Below are 14,453 nucleotides of genomic sequence, written 5' to 3' on the forward strand. Positions count from 1 at the left end.
CCGTGTTCGTGTCCGACTCCATGGTCGGACACAAGCTCGGAGAGTTTGCACCGACCCGCACGTTCAAGGGTCACATCAAGGATGATCGGAAGGCGAAGAGGCGATGAGCAACACCGAAACCGCCAACCCGACTGCCAAGGCTGTAGCGAAGCACGTTCGCGTCACGCCGATGAAGGCACGTCGAGTTGTGGACCTGGTCCGCGGGCGCTCGGTTGAAGACGCCCTGAACATCCTGAAGTTCGCGCCGCAGGCAGCGAGCGAGCCGGTCGCCAAGGTGATCGCCTCCGCAGCAGCCAACGCCGAGAACAACCTCGACCTCGACCCCAGCACGCTTGTCGTTGCTACGGCGTTCGTGGACGAGGGCGCGACCCTCAAGCGGTTCCAGCCGCGTGCACAGGGACGTGCGTTCCGTATTCGCAAGCGCACCAGTCACATCACCGTGATCGTGGAGAGCCTGCCGAAGACCGGAACATCGACCCGTAATCGCCGGAAGGGAAGTGCTCAGTAGTGGGCCAGAAAATCAACCCGCACGGCTTCCGTCTCGGCATCACCACCGACTGGAAGTCTCGCTGGTACGCAGACAAGCAGTACGCGGAGTACGTCAAGGAAGACGTCGCGATCCGTAAGCTCCTCGCCACCGGCATGGAGCGCGCAGGAATCGCGAAGGTCGAAATCGAGCGCACCCGTGACCGTGTTCGCGTGGACATCCACACTGCACGTCCGGGCATCGTCATCGGCCGCCGCGGCGCCGAAGCCGATCGCATCCGCTCCGAGCTCGAGAAGCTGACCGGCAAGCAGGTTCAGCTGAACATCCTCGAGGTCAAGAACGCAGAAGCTGAAGCACAGCTCGTCGCACAGGGTGTGGCCGAGCAGCTCTCGAACCGCGTTGCCTTCCGTCGTGCAATGCGCAAGGCCATCCAGTCGGCCATGCGTCAGCCCAACGTCAAGGGAATCCGCGTTCAGTGCTCCGGTCGTCTCGGCGGCGCCGAGATGTCCCGGTCGGAGTTCTACCGCGAAGGCCGTGTGCCGCTGCACACGCTTCGTGCGGACATCGACTACGGCCTCTACGAGGCCAAGACCACCTTCGGTCGCATCGGCGTCAAGGTCTGGATCTACAAGGGCGACATCGTCGGTGGCAAGCGTGAGCTCGCCGCCAACACGGCCGCACCGGCCGGGGATCGCCCGCGTCGTGAGCGTCCGAGCCGTCCGCGTCGTTCCGGTGCCACCGGTACCACTGCGACCAGCACCGAGGCCGGCCGCGCAGCGACCGCAACCGCCGATGCTCCCGCAACTGAACAGAATCAGGAGGGCTGACGCATGTTGATCCCACGGCGGGTCAAGCACCGCAAGCAGCACCACCCGAGCCGTTCGGGTGCCGCCAAGGGCGGTACCCAGGTGACCTTCGGTGACTACGGCATCCAGGCTCTCGAGCCTGCCTACATCACCAACCGGCAGATCGAGTCCGCTCGTATCGCCATGACTCGGCACATCAAGCGTGGCGGCAAGATCTGGATCAACATCTTCCCGGATCGCCCCCTCACGAAGAAGCCGGCCGAAACCCGAATGGGTTCCGGTAAGGGTTCGCCCGAGTGGTGGATTGCCAACGTCAAGCCCGGACGCGTTCTGTTCGAGATGACATACCCCAACGAGGAGATTGCTCGTGAGGCCCTGCGCCGCGCGATGCACAAGCTCCCGTGCAAGTGCCGGATCGTGACCAGAGAGGAGCAGTTCTGATGGCTACTGGAACCCCAGCAGCAGAGCTCCGCGAGCTCAGTGAAGACGAGCTGGTCACCCGGCTCCGTGAGTCGAAGGAAGAGCTTTTCAACCTTCGTTTCCAGATGGCTACCGGCCAGATGGACAACAACCGACGACTGCGCACCGTTCGTCACGAGATCGCGCGCATCTACACCGTCCTGCGTGAGCGTGAGCTCGGACTCGCTGTGGGTCCGGATGCAGGTGACGCGGCATGAGTGAGGAAAAAGCAGTGAGCACAGAAGAGCGCGCGAGCCGTAAGGTCCGTGTCGGATACGTCGTGTCCGACAAGATGGAAAAGACGATCGTGGTCGAGCTCGAAGACCGCGTCAAGCACAAGCTCTACGGCAAGATCATCCGCCGTACGACCAAGGTGAAGGCGCACGACGAGAACGGCGTTGCCGGCGTCGGCGACCGCGTTCAGCTGATGGAAACCCGTCCGCTGTCCGCGACGAAGCACTGGCGTCTGGTCGAGGTCCTCGAAAAGGCCAAGTAAGCCTGATCGAATCCTCGAGCTGATCGAGTATCACCGAATGGCCCGCTTCCCCTTGGGGGAGTGGGCCATTCGGCTTTCCGGGGGCTTTCGGGGCTTTCCGGGCGAAGGGTTCGAGTTGCGTCGAGTACGGCTGATTTGGTATTCGGTGAACCCTTCCCTACAATAGAACGGTTGCCTGTGGCAGAGGTGTGTCTTCACGTGCGCAGCTCGAACGGTGCTTGCAGTGATCGTCTCCCGACGTCAGTCGGTGGGACTGCAGCTCAGACACGACGCAGGTGGCAACAATGACCGCGCGCACCGGGTCGGTAATCCGTTGCGCACGAAATTCCAGGTCTAGGGAGATCAAGTGATTCAGCAGGAGTCGCGAGTTCGCGTCGCTGATAACACGGGTGCCAAGGAAATCCTTTGCATCCGCGTTCTCGGCGGTTCGTCACGTCGCTACGCCGGGATCGGTGACGTCATCGTCGCCACCGTCAAGGACGCAATCCCCGGTGGAAACATCAAGAAGGGTGAGGTCGTCAAGGCCGTCATCGTTCGCACGACCAAGGAGCGCCGTCGTCCGGACGGTTCCTACATCAAGTTCGACGAGAACGCTGCAGTGCTCATCAAGGCTGACAGTGATCCCCGTGGAACCCGCATCTTCGGACCCGTCGGCCGTGAGCTGCGCGAGAAGAAGTTCATGAAGATCGTTTCGCTTGCCCCGGAGGTGCTGTGATGAAGGTGCACAAGGGTGACACCGTTCTGGTCATCGCCGGCAAGGACAAGGGCGCGAAGGGCAAGGTCATTCAGGCCTACCCCGCGACCGACAAGGTCCTCGTCGAAGGCGTGAACCGAATCAAGAAGCACACCGCGGTTTCCGCGAACGAGCGCGGAGCATCCTCCGGCGGCATCGTCACGCAGGAAGCCCCGATCCACGTTTCCAACGTTGCAGTCGTCGACTCGGACGGAAACCCCACCCGCGTGGGCTACCGCACCGACGAAGAGTCCGGCAAGCGCGTTCGGATTTCCCGGAAGAACGGGAAGGACATCTGACATGACCTCCACCGAAAACAAGGTCCAGCCGCGCCTCAAGGCACGCTACCGCGCTGAGATCAAGGACGCGCTCAACAGCGAGTTCGACTACTCGAACGTCATGCAGATCCCCGGCGTCGTCAAGGTTGTCGTCAACATGGGCGTCGGCGACGCTGCCCGTGACGCCAAGCTGATCAACGGCGCTGTCCATGACCTGTCGCTGATCACGGGCCAGAAGCCCGAGATCCGCAAGGCACGTAAGTCCATCGCGCAGTTCAAGCTCCGCGAAGGTATGCCCATCGGTGCACGCGTCACCCTCCGTGGTGACCGCATGTGGGAGTTCCTGGACCGCCTCGTGTCTGTCGCTCTGCCCCGTATCCGCGACTTCCGTGGTCTCTCGGGCAACCAGTTCGACGGCAACGGCAACTACACGTTCGGCCTCAACGAGCAGTCGATGTTCCACGAGATCGACGTGGACAAGATCGATCGCCCCCGCGGCATGGACATCACCGTCGTGACCACCGCAACCAACAACGAAGAAGGCCGTGCACTGCTCAAGCACCTCGGCTTCCCGTTCAAGGAGAACTGAGCGCATGGCTAAGAAGGCATTGGTCAACAAGGCCAACAAGAAGCCCAAGTTCGCGGTTCGCGCCTACACCCGCTGCCAGCGGTGCGGTCGCCCGCACTCGGTGTTCCGCAAGTTCGGCTTGTGCCGTATCTGCGTTCGCGAGATGGCTCACGCCGGCGAGCTTCCCGGAGTTCGCAAGAGCTCTTGGTGATCTGAGGCCCTCGGGCTTCGTCACACCACGCATGTGAATGGGCGTGGGTTCCTTTGGAACCCACGCCCATTCGTGGTTTTCATCGAGATGTGAATCGTGCCGATCCTGAAAAGAACTGCCCCGCTGCGACTCTGGTTGAAAGCGATCAGCGTTCGTCGGTGTCGTTCTTCGGTGCCGAACGAGCAGTTCAGATTTCGGGGTGCGTCGATAGCTTCCCGATCGCATCCTTCGGGCGGCAGTGGGGGAGGCGACATGGGATCCCGGTGGACACCTGCGCCAAAGTTCCCTACACTAGAGCGGTTGCCGTGGCTGACGCATGCGTTCAGCTCGGTGCGGTAACTTACGCCGTCTGACACAAGTCGGACGGCCCAGCCGAATTGCTGGAGGCCCACGATCGGATTCGTCCGGTGTTGCATGGGAACCACAGCGAGAAAGGTGTCGAGGTCGACCTATGACCATGACTGACCCCATCGCAGACTTCTTGACGCGTCTGCGCAACGCCAACACGGCGTACCACGATGAGGTGAAGCTTCCCCACTCGAAGATCAAGGCGAACATCGCCGAGATCCTCAAGCGCGAGGGCTACATCTCCGATTTCCGTACCGAAGACGCAGAGGTCGGCAAGACCCTCATCGTCGATCTGAAGTACGGTCCCAGCCGCGAGCGTAGCCTCGCCGGCGTGCGTCGCGTTTCCAAGCCCGGTCTCCGGGTTTACGCGAAGTCCACCAACCTGCCCAAGGTCCTCGGAGGCCTCGGCGTGGCCATCATCTCCACGTCGTCCGGTCTGCTCACCGATCGCCAGGCGGCCAATCAAGGAGTAGGCGGGGAAGTCCTCGCCTACGTCTGGTAAGGGAGGCCACCACAATGTCGCGTATTGGAAAGATTCCGGTCACCGTCCCCGCGGGCGTTGACGTCACGATCAGCGGCCAGGATGTCACCGTCAAGGGTCCCAAGGGCACCCTCGCGCTGACCATCTCCGAGCCCATCGCAATCGAAAAGGCAGAGGACGGCTCGCTGAGCGTCACGCGCCCCGACGACGAGCGTCGTAGCCGCGCGCTGCACGGTCTGTCGCGGACCCTGGTTGCGAACATCATCACCGGTGTCACCGAGGGTTACACGAAGAAGATGGAGATCCACGGTGTTGGTTACCGTGTGGCACTGAAGGGCAAGGACCTCGAGTTCGCGCTCGGCTTCAGCCACCCGGTGCCGATCGAGGCTCCTGAAGGCATCACCTTCGTCGTCGAGTCGCCCACCCGGTTCTCGGTGTCCGGCATCGACAAGCAGAAGGTCGGGCAGATCTCGGCCAACATCCGTCGTCTCCGTCGTCCGGACCCGTACAAGGGTAAGGGCGTGCGTTACGAGGGTGAGCAGATCCGCCGCAAGGTCGGAAAGACGGGTAAGTGATATGAGCCAGACTGCAAACCAGAAAGCCAAGCGGATTCCGCTGGGCAAGGATGCGTCCACCAAGCGTCGTCTCTCGAAGACGCGTCGTCACTTCCGTCTCCGCAAGAAGGTCTCCGGCACGCCCGAGCGTCCCCGCTTGGTCGTCAACCGGTCCTCGCGCCACATCCACGTCCAGCTCGTGGACGACCTGGCCGGCCACACCCTGGCCTCCGCGTCGACCATCGAAGCAGACGTGCGCGTGGCAGAAGGCGACAAGAAGGCTGCGAGCGCGAAGGTCGGTCAGCTGATCGCCGAGCGCGCCAAGGCTGCCGGCGTGGAAGCAGTTGTCTTCGACCACGGCGGACACGGCTACCACGGTCGCATCGCGGCCCTGGCAGACGCGGCTCGCGAAGGCGGGTTGAAGTTCTGATGACCAACATTTTCAACGGAAGGACAGCCTGATGCCGGGACGTCAAAGGCGTGACGGCGGAAGCGGACCCGCCGGACAGAATGGCCCCAACAGCGGTGACAACAGCAACGCTCGTGGGGACAACCGTGGTGGCGGCCGTGACCGTCGCGACGGTGGCCGTGGCGGAAACGCTGCGGAGAAGTCACAGTTCATCGAGCGCGTTGTCACGATCAACCGCGTTTCCAAGGTCGTCAAGGGTGGTCGTCGCTTCAGCTTCACCGCTCTGGTGATCGTCGGAGACGGCAACGGACTGGTCGGCGTCGGCTACGGAAAGGCCAAGGAAGTTCCCGCGGCCATCCAGAAGGGTGTCGAGGAGGCTCGCAAGAGCTTCTTCCGCGTCCCGATGATCGCCAACACCATCACTCACCCCGTTCAGGGTGAGGCTGCTGCCGGCATCGTCATGCTTCGCCCGGCAAGCCCCGGTACCGGTGTTATCGCCGGTGGCGCTGTGCGCGCCGTGCTGGAGTGCGCTGGTATCGCGGACATCCTGTCGAAGTCGCTCGGTAGCGACAACGCCATCAACGTCGTGCATGCGACCGTTGCTGCGCTCAAGGGTCTGCAGCGTCCAGAGGAAGTTGCGGCTCGCCGCGGCCTCACCCTCGAAGAGGTTGCACCCGCCGGCATGCTTCGCGCTCGCGCACAGGCTGCTGGGAGTGTGAAGTAATGGCAGATCTCAAGGTCACTCAGATCAAGAGCATCATCGGGACCAAGCAGAACCAGAAGGATTCTCTGCGCACGCTGGGTCTCAAGGGCATCCGTCAGACCGTTGTTCGTGAGGACAACGCACAGAACCGCGGTCTGATCAACGTGGTGCGCCACCTCGTAACAGTTGAGGAGGTCTAACCATGACCATCAAACTGCACCACCTGCGCCCCGCTCCGGGATCCAAGTCCAACAAGATTCGTGTTGGACGCGGTGAGGGCGGCAAGCGTGGTAAGACCGCAGGTCGCGGTACCAAGGGCACCAAGGCACGTAACACCGTGCGCGTGGGCTTCGAGGGTGGACAGATGCCGCTTCACATGCGTCTGCCCAAGCTCAAGGGCTTCACGAACCCGTTCCGCGTCGAGTACCAGGTCGTCAATGTCGGCGACATCGCCCGTCTGTTCCCCGAAGGTGGAGCAATCACGGTCGAGGATCTCGTCGCCAAGGGCGCAGTCCGCAAGAACCAGCTCGTCAAGGTTCTGGGCGACGGCGAACTGACAGTTGCCGTTCAGGTGACCGTCGACAAGTTCACCGGTTCCGCCAAGGAAAAGATTGCTGCTGCCGGTGGTTCCGCCACCGAGCTGTGAGTGATCACGCGTAGCTAGTCCGATGGCCGCAGCGCAGCGTTTGCTGCGGTGCGGCCATCGGCGTCTACGAGGTCGTGTCACAGGTACGAGGTCGTGTCACAGATTGGTCGTGCATGCTCGGACGGGCCAGTATTCTGGTCACCGAGTGGCAAATGTATCTTCGGCTTACCCGGTTTTCGTGGTCTGCCCGCCTAGTTCCCAAATGCTCACTGTTAGAGTTCAAAAGTTCGACAGGTCAAAACGATCTGTCTCCCTACCGTCGTGCCAGGAGGATCTTTGCTTTCCGCCTTCGTCTCGGCCCTCAGGACCCCAGACCTGAGGCGGAAGATCCTCTTCACCCTCGGCTTGGTGGCTCTGTATCGGGTCGGCGCTCTCATCCCGTCCCCAGGTGTCGACTACGGCCGTGTGCGTCAGTGCATCGATATCGCCAACTCCGGTGACTCAGCAGGTATCTACTCGCTGATCAACCTGTTCTCCGGCGGCGCTCTGCTGCAGATGTCGATCTTTGCGATCGGCATCATGCCGTACATCACGGCGAGCATCATCGTGCAGCTCCTGACCGTGGTGATTCCGAAGTTCGAGGAACTTCGGAAAGAAGGCCAGTCCGGCCAGGCCAAGATGACGCAGTACACGCGTTACCTGTCCATTGCTCTGGCAATCCTGCAGTCGACCGGCATCGTCGCTCTTGCGGCACGCGGACAGTTGCTCCAGGGCTGTGACGACATCATCGCCGACAAGTCGATCTTCGGTCTTGTCATCATCGTGCTGGTCATGACTGCCGGTGCTGCCATGGTCATGTGGTTCGGCGAGGTCATCACCGAACGTGGCGTCGGCAACGGTATGTCCCTCCTCATCTTCGCCGGTATCGCATCGCGTATCCCGAGCGAGGGCAAGGCAATCCTCGACAGCCGTGGTCCGCTGGTCTTCGCCTTCGTCTGCCTCGCAGCGCTGCTGATCATCGCCGGTGTCGTCTTCGTCGAGCAGGGTCAGCGTCGTATCCCGGTGCAGTACGCGAAGCGGATGGTCGGACGCAAGATGTACGGCGGATCCTCGACGTACCTGCCTCTGAAGGTGAACCAGGCCGGCGTCATCCCGGTGATCTTCGCGTCTTCACTGCTGTACCTCCCGAACTTGATTGCACAGCTGACTTCGGCCAGTACAGCGGTCGACCCCAGTTGGTGGCAGCGCCTCATCAACACCTACCTGGTGAACCCGGCCAACCCGGTGTACATCGCGATCTACTTCGGCCTGATCGTCTTCTTCACGTACTTCTACGTCGCCATCACCTTCAATCCCGAAGAGCGCGCCGACGAGATGAAGAAGTTCGGCGGCTTCATCCCCGGTATCCGACCCGGTCAGCCGACCGCGGACTACCTCAACTACGTGCTGAGTCGCATCACCCTTCCGGGTGCGATTTACCTCGGCACCATTGCTGTTCTGCCCAACCTGTTCCTCGACATCGGGAACGGCGGCGGCGCGCAGAACCTGCCGTTCGGTGGCACCGCGGTGCTGATCATGGTCAGCGTCGGCCTGGACACCGTGAAGCAGATCGAGAGTCAGCTAATGCAGCGTAACTATGAAGGGTTCCTCAAGTGAGACTTGTCCTCCTTGGTCCTCCCGGTGCCGGCAAGGGCACCCAGGCCGCTATCTTGTCCGAGAAGTTCGGCGTTCCCCATATCTCCACGGGTGATCTCTTCCGCGCGAACATCGGTCAGGCCACCGCTCTCGGTGTGGAAGCAAAGAAGTACATCGACGCCGGCGAACTCGTACCGAGCTCGATCACCAACGACATGGTGAAGGCTCGCGTCGCAGAACCGGACGCAGCAAACGGTTTCCTTCTCGACGGATTTCCGCGCTCGGTCGAACAGGCTCAGGCACTCGAGGGAATCTTGAAGGATCTCGACACCAAGCTCGACGGTGTCCTCTCCTTCGTCGTCGACGAGGACATCGTGGTCGAGCGTATGCTCGCCCGTGGTCGTGCAGACGACACCGAGGACGTCATTCGCAACCGACTCCGGGTCTACCGCGACGAGACGTCACCGCTGTTCGACTACTACAAGGACAGCATCGTCTCCGTCGACGCGATCGGCGAGGTCGAAGAGGTCAACGCTCGCGCACTGGCAGCGTTGGGTAAGTAATGGTCTTCGGGCGCAAACGCAAGGTTGTTCCGTTCCGCTCCGCGGGCGAACTCGACGCGATGGCTGCTGCCGGCGCGATCGTGGGTTCGGCTCTGGTGGCGGTTCGCGCTGCGGCGAAGCCCGGTGTCAGCACTTTGGAATTGAACGCGGTCGCTGAATCCGTCATTCGTGACGCCGGCGCCGTGCCCTCGTTCCTCGGGTACCACGGCTTCACCGGCTCGATCTGCTCTTCGGTCAACGATCGCGTCGTTCACGGAATCCCTTCAGCTCAGGACATCCTGGCTGAAGGCGACCTGGTTTCCATCGACTGTGGCGCGATCCTCGACGGATGGCACGGTGACTCCGCTTGGACGTTCGGTGTCGGTGAGATCAGCGTCGCCGATCAGGAGCTCAGCGAAGCCACTCGGCTTTCTATGGAAGCCGGGATCGCGGCAATGATCGCCGGCAACCGTCTGACGGATGTTTCGCACGCGATCGAGGTCGGTACTCATGCCGCCGAGAAGTTGCACGGTCGTTCCTACGGCATCGTCGACGGATACGGCGGACACGGAATCGGCCGGGAAATGCACATGGATCCGTTCCTCGCCAATGAAGGTGCCCCGGGTAAGGGTCCTGAACTGGTTGTCGGATCGTGCCTGGCGATTGAGCCGATGCTCACGCTCGGCACCACCGACACGGTGATTCTCGACGACGACTGGACCGTTGTGACGACCGACGGGTCCCGTGCGGCGCATTGGGAACACACTGTCGCAGTGACCGAAGACGGTCCGCGGATTCTGACACTCCGGCCGGAGTAGTCGACACAGTCGCTGACAAGTGTTGGCAGCGAGCATGATTCACGTTCGAGAAGTCCCAGCCTCATTTCGAGGCTGGGACTTTTTCGATGGGGGAGCGGTGTGCGTCGTCACCCTGACCGGAGGCGCATTTGGCCTGGTCGTTTACATCGCGTAACATGGCTAGGCGGTGCGCTATGCGCGTCGATAGTTCGTGTGCCTACGCCCGGATCGCTCCGGGATAGGCCTTTCGAACTGCCGACGATCTTTCCATTGCGTGCCAATGTAACGGAAGCCGATGCACGAAGCATGCCAAACCAAACGGATCGCGGAGGATATGGCTAAGAAAGACGGGGCCATCGAGGTCGAAGGACGAGTAGTCGAGCCGCTGCCCAATGCGATGTTCCGCATTGAGCTCGAGAATGGCCACAAGGTCCTCGCCCACATCAGCGGAAAGATGCGTCAGCACTACATTCGCATCCTCCCGGAAGATCGCGTTGTCGTAGAGCTCTCGCCCTACGATTTGTCGCGCGGACGCATCGTTTACCGCTACAAGTAACGAACTTCCCGGACCTGACCTGGGTCAGGGAGAAGTATGTCTGCCGCGGTTCATCGCGGCGGGCTGCGACAAAACAGGAGATCAGAAGACGTGAAGGTTCAGCCGAGCGTCAAGAAGATCTGCGAGAAGTGCAAAGTGATTCGCCGTAACGGTCGAGTCATGGTGATCTGCGAGAACCTGCGTCACAAGCAGCGTCAGGGCTAGATCTAGCTTTTCGAAGATCTGCTTGGCAACAAGCAAAGAAGACCTCCCAGTACCAGCCATTGTTGACGAGACCCCACGCGATCGTTCACCGATCGCCAAGGTCGGACAATGGTTCACCCCCGGCACGGAGGCCGGGGCCCCACTGAGTTAGTTGATGAGATCATCTGCGCCTTCGGGCGTCGGTACTCGGCAAGAGGCACAGGGGAAGGGCTGGGAGCAGACCTCCGCACACCGATAAGGAAATGCCAACATGGCACGTCTCTCTGGTGTTGATCTTCCTCGCGAAAAGCGCATGGAGATCGCACTGACATACATCTACGGCATCGGCCGTACCCGCTCCAAGGAAATCCTTGACGCCACCGGCGTCAGCCCGGATCTCCGGAGCAAGGACCTCTCGGACGAGGACCTGGCAAAGCTCCGCGAGTACATCGAGGAGTCGCTCAAGGTCGAGGGTGACCTTCGCCGCGAGGTTCAGGCCGACATCCGTCGCAAGATCGAGATCGGCTGCTACCAGGGCCTGCGCCACCGTCGTGGTCTGCCCGTGCGTGGTCAGCGCACCAAGACCAACGCCCGTACCCGTAAGGGTCCGAAGCGCACCATTGCCGGCAAGAAGAAGGCGAAGTAATGCCCCCGAAGTCACGTAGCACCGGTCCGAAGAAGACCCAGAAGACGCGTCGCAGGGATAAGAAGAACATCCCGCACGGCGCCGCTCACATCAAGAGCACCTTCAACAACACCATCGTGTCCATCACGGACCCCGCCGGAAATGTCATTTCCTGGGCGTCTTCGGGACACGTCGGCTTCAAGGGTTCGCGTAAGTCGACTCCCTTCGCCGCTCAGCTTGCTGCTGAGAGCGCTGCCCGTAAGGCGCAGGAGCACGGTGTCAAGAAGGTTGACGTCTTCGTCAAGGGACCGGGATCCGGTCGCGAGACCGCAATCCGTTCCCTCCAGGCCGCTGGCCTCGAGGTCGGCACCATTTCCGATGTAACCCCCCAGCCGCACAACGGCTGCCGTCCGCCCAAGCGGCGTCGGGTATAGCGGGAAGGATAGGTAGAAGAAAATGGCACGTTATACCGGACCCATCACCCGCAAGTCGCGTCGTCTGCGCGTCGACCTCGTTGGAGGCGACCAGGCATTCGAGCGTCGCCCGTACCCGCCCGGACAGCACGGCCGCGCGCGTATCAAGGAGAGCGAGTACCTGCTCCAGCTGCAGGAGAAGCAGAAGGCTCGCTTCACCTACGGCGTCATGGAGAAGCAGTTCCGCCTGTACTACAAGGAGGCGAACAACCGCCCCGGCAAGACCGGCGAGAACCTGCTTCGCATCCTCGAGTCGCGTCTCGACAACGTCGTGTACCGCGCAGGCCTCGCTCGCACGCGCCGTCAGGCACGTCAGCTGGTCACGCACGGTCACCTTCTCGTGAACAACAAGAAGGTCGACATCCCGAGCTACCGCGTCTCGCAGTACGACATCATCGATGTCAAGGAGAAGTCGCTCTCCACGCTTCCGTTCCAGGTTGCGCGTGAGACCGTCGGCGATCGCCCGGTTCCCGGGTGGCTGCAGGTTGTCGGCTCGCGTCTGCGGATCCTGGTTCACCAGCTTCCCGAGCGCGCGCAGATCGACATCGCTCTGCAGGAACAGCTCATCGTCGAGTACTACTCGAAGTAAGGCGCTTCGCACCCCGTGAGTGGTTGAGGAGTCTCCGGACTCCTCAACCACTCACAGGGCCGCAGGCCCTTTCCCATCGTGGGCGTCAAATAGTGGACGTCCGTACAGGAGGAAATACCAATGCTCATTTCTCAGCGACCCACGCTGACCGAAGAGGTCATCGCTGATAACCGCTCGAAGTTCGTCATCGAGCCCCTGGAGCCAGGTTTCGGGTACACGCTCGGCAATTCGCTGCGCCGCACGCTGCTCTCGTCGATCCCCGGCGCTGCTGTCACCAGCATCCGTATCGACGGCGTTCTCCACGAGTTCACCACCGTCCCGGGCGTGAAGGAAGATGTCACCGACATCATCCTGAACCTCAAGGGCCTCGTCGTGAACTCCGAAGAGGACGAGCCGGTCACCATGTACGTCCGCAAGCAGGGCCCCGGCGCTGTTACTGCAGGCGACATCGTGCCCCCGGCAGGCGTCACCGTGAACAACCCTGATCTGCACATCGCCACCCTGAACGACAAGGGAAAGCTGGAGATCGAGCTCGTAGTCGAGCGCGGTCGTGGCTATGTCCCCGCCGTTCAGAACAAGGCGTCCGGCGCAGAGATCGGCCGTATCCCGGTCGACTCGATCTACTCGCCGGTGCTCAAGGTCACCTACAAGGTGGAGGCCACTCGCGTCGAACAGCGCACCGACTTCGATCGGCTCGTTCTCGACGTGGAAACGAAGAACTCCATCACCGCACGGGACGCGCTCGCTTCGGCGGGCAAGACCCTGGTTGAGCTCTTCGGCCTGGCCCGTGAGCTGAACGTCGAAGCAGAAGGAATCGAGATCGGACCCTCGCCTGCCGAGGCCGATCACATCGCTTCCTTCGGACTCCCCATCGAGGATCTGGACCTCACGGTCCGCTCCTACAACTGCCTCAAGCGCGAAGGTGTTCACACCGTCGGTGAGCTTGTCGGCCGTACCGAGTCCGATCTGCTCGACATCCGCAACTTCGGACAGAAGTCCATCGACGAGGTCAAGGTCAAGCTGCATTCGCTCGGCCTGTCCCTCAAGGACAGCCCCGCATCCTTCGATCCCACCACCGTTGCCGGCTACGACGCCGCCACCGGAACGTGGAGTGACACTGATGCCGGTTCCTTCGGCGATGCCGAAGGTACCGAGGACTACGCCGAGACCGAACAGCTGTAGCAGCTCAGGTCCTTTACTAGGAGATCATCATGCCCAAGCCCAAGAAGGGTGCCCGCTTCGGCGGGTCGGCTTCCCACCAGAAGGCGATTTTCGCCAATCTGGCTACCGCGCTCTTCGAGCACGGTCGCATCACCACCACCGAGTCCAAGGCCAAGGCATTGCGCCCCTACGCCGAGAAGCTCGTCACGCACGCAAAGGCCGGCACGCTGGCTCACCGTCGTGAGGTGCTGAAGGTCATCCGCAACAAGGATGTCGTTCACACCCTGTTCGCCGAGATCGGCCCGTTCTACGCGGACCGTAACGGTGGATACACCCGCATCATCAAGACGATCCCCCGCAAGGGTGATAACGCTCCGATGGCAATCATCGAGCTCGTCAAGGAAAAGACCGTCACCTCCGAGGCTGACCGCGCTCGTCGCGTCAAGTCCTCGCAGGAAGCTCCCGCCGCAGAGAACGTCGTCGAGGCCGTAGAGGCCGACGCGACCGACGCTGAGGTCGAGAACGCTGACGCAGTCGTCGAGGCCATCGAGGACGAGACCGCAACTGCGGCCGACGCTCCCGAGGCCGAAGAGGCCAAGAAGGACTAGTCTCCCTTGGTTTCGGCACACGCTGAATCGAACGAGCCCGCCGCCCCCATCGGGGACGGCGGGCTCGTTCGATTGCGGCTCGACATCTCCTACGACGGCACCGACTTCTCGGGTTGGGCCCGCCAGACAGATCGGCGCACCGTGTGCGGTGTGGTCGAAGACCAG

The 14,453-nt window shown here is 61.8% G+C and carries 26 protein-coding genes and 1 pseudogene; all 27 read left to right on the forward strand.

The window, feature by feature from the left end:
• A partial coding sequence (locus RWT78_RS21865) for a ribosomal protein S19 family protein (RefSeq protein WP_314680733.1) occupies positions 1-107 on the forward strand: 107 nt, incomplete at its 5' end.
• Positions 104-508: a 50S ribosomal protein L22 gene (gene rplV / locus RWT78_RS21870; protein ID WP_003940717.1), complete on the forward strand. Its 405-nt coding sequence runs from the start codon at positions 104-106 to the stop codon at positions 506-508. The genes RWT78_RS21865 and rplV, both read left to right, overlap by 4 nt.
• Entirely contained in the window at positions 508-1,314 is an 807-nt protein-coding gene (gene rpsC / locus RWT78_RS21875; RefSeq protein ID WP_003941003.1) for a 30S ribosomal protein S3, read from the forward strand. Before rplV ends, rpsC begins: the two co-directional genes overlap by 1 nt.
• Before the next feature lie 3 nt (positions 1,315-1,317).
• Positions 1,318-1,734 (forward strand): 50S ribosomal protein L16, encoded by a 417-nt coding sequence (gene rplP / locus RWT78_RS21880; RefSeq protein WP_003940899.1) that lies wholly within the window; start codon positions 1,318-1,320, stop codon positions 1,732-1,734.
• Positions 1,734-1,970: a 50S ribosomal protein L29 gene (gene rpmC, locus RWT78_RS21885; protein ID WP_003940734.1), complete on the forward strand. Its 237-nt coding sequence runs from the start codon at positions 1,734-1,736 to the stop codon at positions 1,968-1,970. The genes rplP and rpmC overlap by 1 nt, the downstream gene beginning before the upstream one ends.
• On the forward strand, positions 1,967-2,248 hold the full coding sequence (gene rpsQ / locus RWT78_RS21890) for a 30S ribosomal protein S17 (RefSeq protein WP_003941020.1): 282 nt from the start codon (positions 1,967-1,969) through the stop codon (positions 2,246-2,248). Before rpmC ends, rpsQ begins: the two co-directional genes overlap by 4 nt.
• A 346-nt stretch (positions 2,249-2,594) precedes the next feature.
• Positions 2,595-2,963: a 50S ribosomal protein L14 gene (rplN, locus tag RWT78_RS21895; protein ID WP_003940951.1), complete on the forward strand. Its 369-nt coding sequence runs from the start codon at positions 2,595-2,597 to the stop codon at positions 2,961-2,963.
• Positions 2,963-3,280: a 50S ribosomal protein L24 gene (gene rplX / locus RWT78_RS21900; RefSeq protein ID WP_003941019.1), complete on the forward strand. Its 318-nt coding sequence runs from the start codon at positions 2,963-2,965 to the stop codon at positions 3,278-3,280. Before rplN ends, rplX begins: the two co-directional genes overlap by 1 nt.
• A 1-nt stretch (position 3,281) precedes the next feature.
• Entirely contained in the window at positions 3,282-3,848 is a 567-nt protein-coding gene (gene rplE / locus RWT78_RS21905; RefSeq protein WP_003940924.1) for a 50S ribosomal protein L5, read from the forward strand.
• Between the two features lie 4 nt (positions 3,849-3,852).
• Positions 3,853-4,038, forward strand: coding sequence for a type Z 30S ribosomal protein S14 (locus tag RWT78_RS21910; RefSeq protein ID WP_003940698.1), 186 nt, complete (start codon positions 3,853-3,855; stop codon positions 4,036-4,038).
• Between the two features lie 451 nt (positions 4,039-4,489).
• The gene (gene rpsH, locus RWT78_RS21915; protein WP_003940873.1) at positions 4,490-4,888 is read left to right on the forward strand and encodes a 30S ribosomal protein S8; all 399 of its coding nucleotides are present in this window, start codon (positions 4,490-4,492) and stop codon (positions 4,886-4,888) included.
• Between the two features lie 14 nt (positions 4,889-4,902).
• On the forward strand, positions 4,903-5,442 hold the full coding sequence (rplF, locus tag RWT78_RS21920) for a 50S ribosomal protein L6 (protein WP_003940970.1): 540 nt from the start codon (positions 4,903-4,905) through the stop codon (positions 5,440-5,442).
• Between the two features lies 1 nt (position 5,443).
• Positions 5,444-5,851 carry a 50S ribosomal protein L18 gene (gene rplR, locus RWT78_RS21925; protein ID WP_003940996.1) on the forward strand — a complete coding sequence of 136 codons (408 nt, stop codon included), beginning with the start codon at positions 5,444-5,446 and terminating at the stop codon, positions 5,849-5,851.
• Positions 5,852-5,882: 31 nt separating this feature from the next.
• Positions 5,883-6,554, forward strand: a complete 672-nt coding sequence (gene rpsE / locus RWT78_RS21930) for a 30S ribosomal protein S5 (protein WP_003940718.1) — start codon at positions 5,883-5,885, stop codon at positions 6,552-6,554.
• Positions 6,554-6,733, forward strand: coding sequence for a 50S ribosomal protein L30 (rpmD, locus tag RWT78_RS21935; protein WP_003940751.1), 180 nt, complete (start codon positions 6,554-6,556; stop codon positions 6,731-6,733). The genes rpsE and rpmD overlap by 1 nt, the downstream gene beginning before the upstream one ends.
• Before the next feature lie 2 nt (positions 6,734-6,735).
• Entirely contained in the window at positions 6,736-7,179 is a 444-nt protein-coding gene (gene rplO / locus RWT78_RS21940; protein ID WP_003940829.1) for a 50S ribosomal protein L15, read from the forward strand.
• 276 nt (positions 7,180-7,455) lie between these two features.
• A complete protein-coding gene (gene secY, locus RWT78_RS21945) occupies positions 7,456-8,775 on the forward strand; it encodes a preprotein translocase subunit SecY (protein ID WP_003940773.1) in 1,320 nt (439 codons plus the stop codon).
• Positions 8,772-9,317, forward strand: a complete 546-nt coding sequence (locus tag RWT78_RS21950; protein WP_003940868.1) for an adenylate kinase — start codon at positions 8,772-8,774, stop codon at positions 9,315-9,317. The genes secY and RWT78_RS21950 overlap by 4 nt, the downstream gene beginning before the upstream one ends.
• Positions 9,317-10,114 carry a type I methionyl aminopeptidase gene (gene map, locus RWT78_RS21955; RefSeq protein ID WP_003940806.1) on the forward strand — a complete coding sequence of 266 codons (798 nt, stop codon included), beginning with the start codon at positions 9,317-9,319 and terminating at the stop codon, positions 10,112-10,114. Before RWT78_RS21950 ends, map begins: the two co-directional genes overlap by 1 nt.
• A gap of 313 nt (positions 10,115-10,427) precedes the next feature.
• Complete coding sequence (gene infA / locus RWT78_RS21960; protein ID WP_003418601.1) at positions 10,428-10,649, forward strand: translation initiation factor IF-1; 222 nt, start codon at positions 10,428-10,430, stop codon at positions 10,647-10,649.
• Between the two features lie 90 nt (positions 10,650-10,739).
• Positions 10,740-10,853, forward strand: coding sequence for a 50S ribosomal protein L36 (gene rpmJ / locus RWT78_RS21965; protein ID WP_003938068.1), 114 nt, complete (start codon positions 10,740-10,742; stop codon positions 10,851-10,853).
• A 250-nt stretch (positions 10,854-11,103) separates the two neighbouring features.
• Positions 11,104-11,478 carry a 30S ribosomal protein S13 gene (gene rpsM, locus RWT78_RS21970; RefSeq protein WP_003940834.1) on the forward strand — a complete coding sequence of 125 codons (375 nt, stop codon included), beginning with the start codon at positions 11,104-11,106 and terminating at the stop codon, positions 11,476-11,478.
• Positions 11,478-11,891 (forward strand): 30S ribosomal protein S11, encoded by a 414-nt coding sequence (gene rpsK, locus RWT78_RS21975; RefSeq protein ID WP_003940683.1) that lies wholly within the window; start codon positions 11,478-11,480, stop codon positions 11,889-11,891. Before rpsM ends, rpsK begins: the two co-directional genes overlap by 1 nt.
• Before the next feature lie 22 nt (positions 11,892-11,913).
• On the forward strand, positions 11,914-12,519 hold the full coding sequence (gene rpsD / locus RWT78_RS21980; protein WP_003940769.1) for a 30S ribosomal protein S4: 606 nt from the start codon (positions 11,914-11,916) through the stop codon (positions 12,517-12,519).
• Between the two features lie 120 nt (positions 12,520-12,639).
• The gene (locus tag RWT78_RS21985; RefSeq protein WP_003941016.1) at positions 12,640-13,701 is read left to right on the forward strand and encodes a DNA-directed RNA polymerase subunit alpha; all 1,062 of its coding nucleotides are present in this window, start codon (positions 12,640-12,642) and stop codon (positions 13,699-13,701) included.
• 29 nt (positions 13,702-13,730) lie between these two features.
• Complete coding sequence (gene rplQ / locus RWT78_RS21990) at positions 13,731-14,288, forward strand: 50S ribosomal protein L17 (RefSeq protein ID WP_007728580.1); 558 nt, start codon at positions 13,731-13,733, stop codon at positions 14,286-14,288.
• Positions 14,289-14,294: 6 nt separating this feature from the next.
• Positions 14,295-14,453 (forward strand): annotated as a pseudogene (locus tag RWT78_RS21995) (tRNA pseudouridine(38-40) synthase TruA); the annotation flags it as partial.

Origin of the sequence: uncultured Rhodococcus sp. (assembly GCF_963525155.1) — a bacterium.
Classification (GTDB): domain Bacteria; phylum Actinomycetota; class Actinomycetes; order Mycobacteriales; family Mycobacteriaceae; genus Rhodococcus_F; species Rhodococcus_F qingshengii.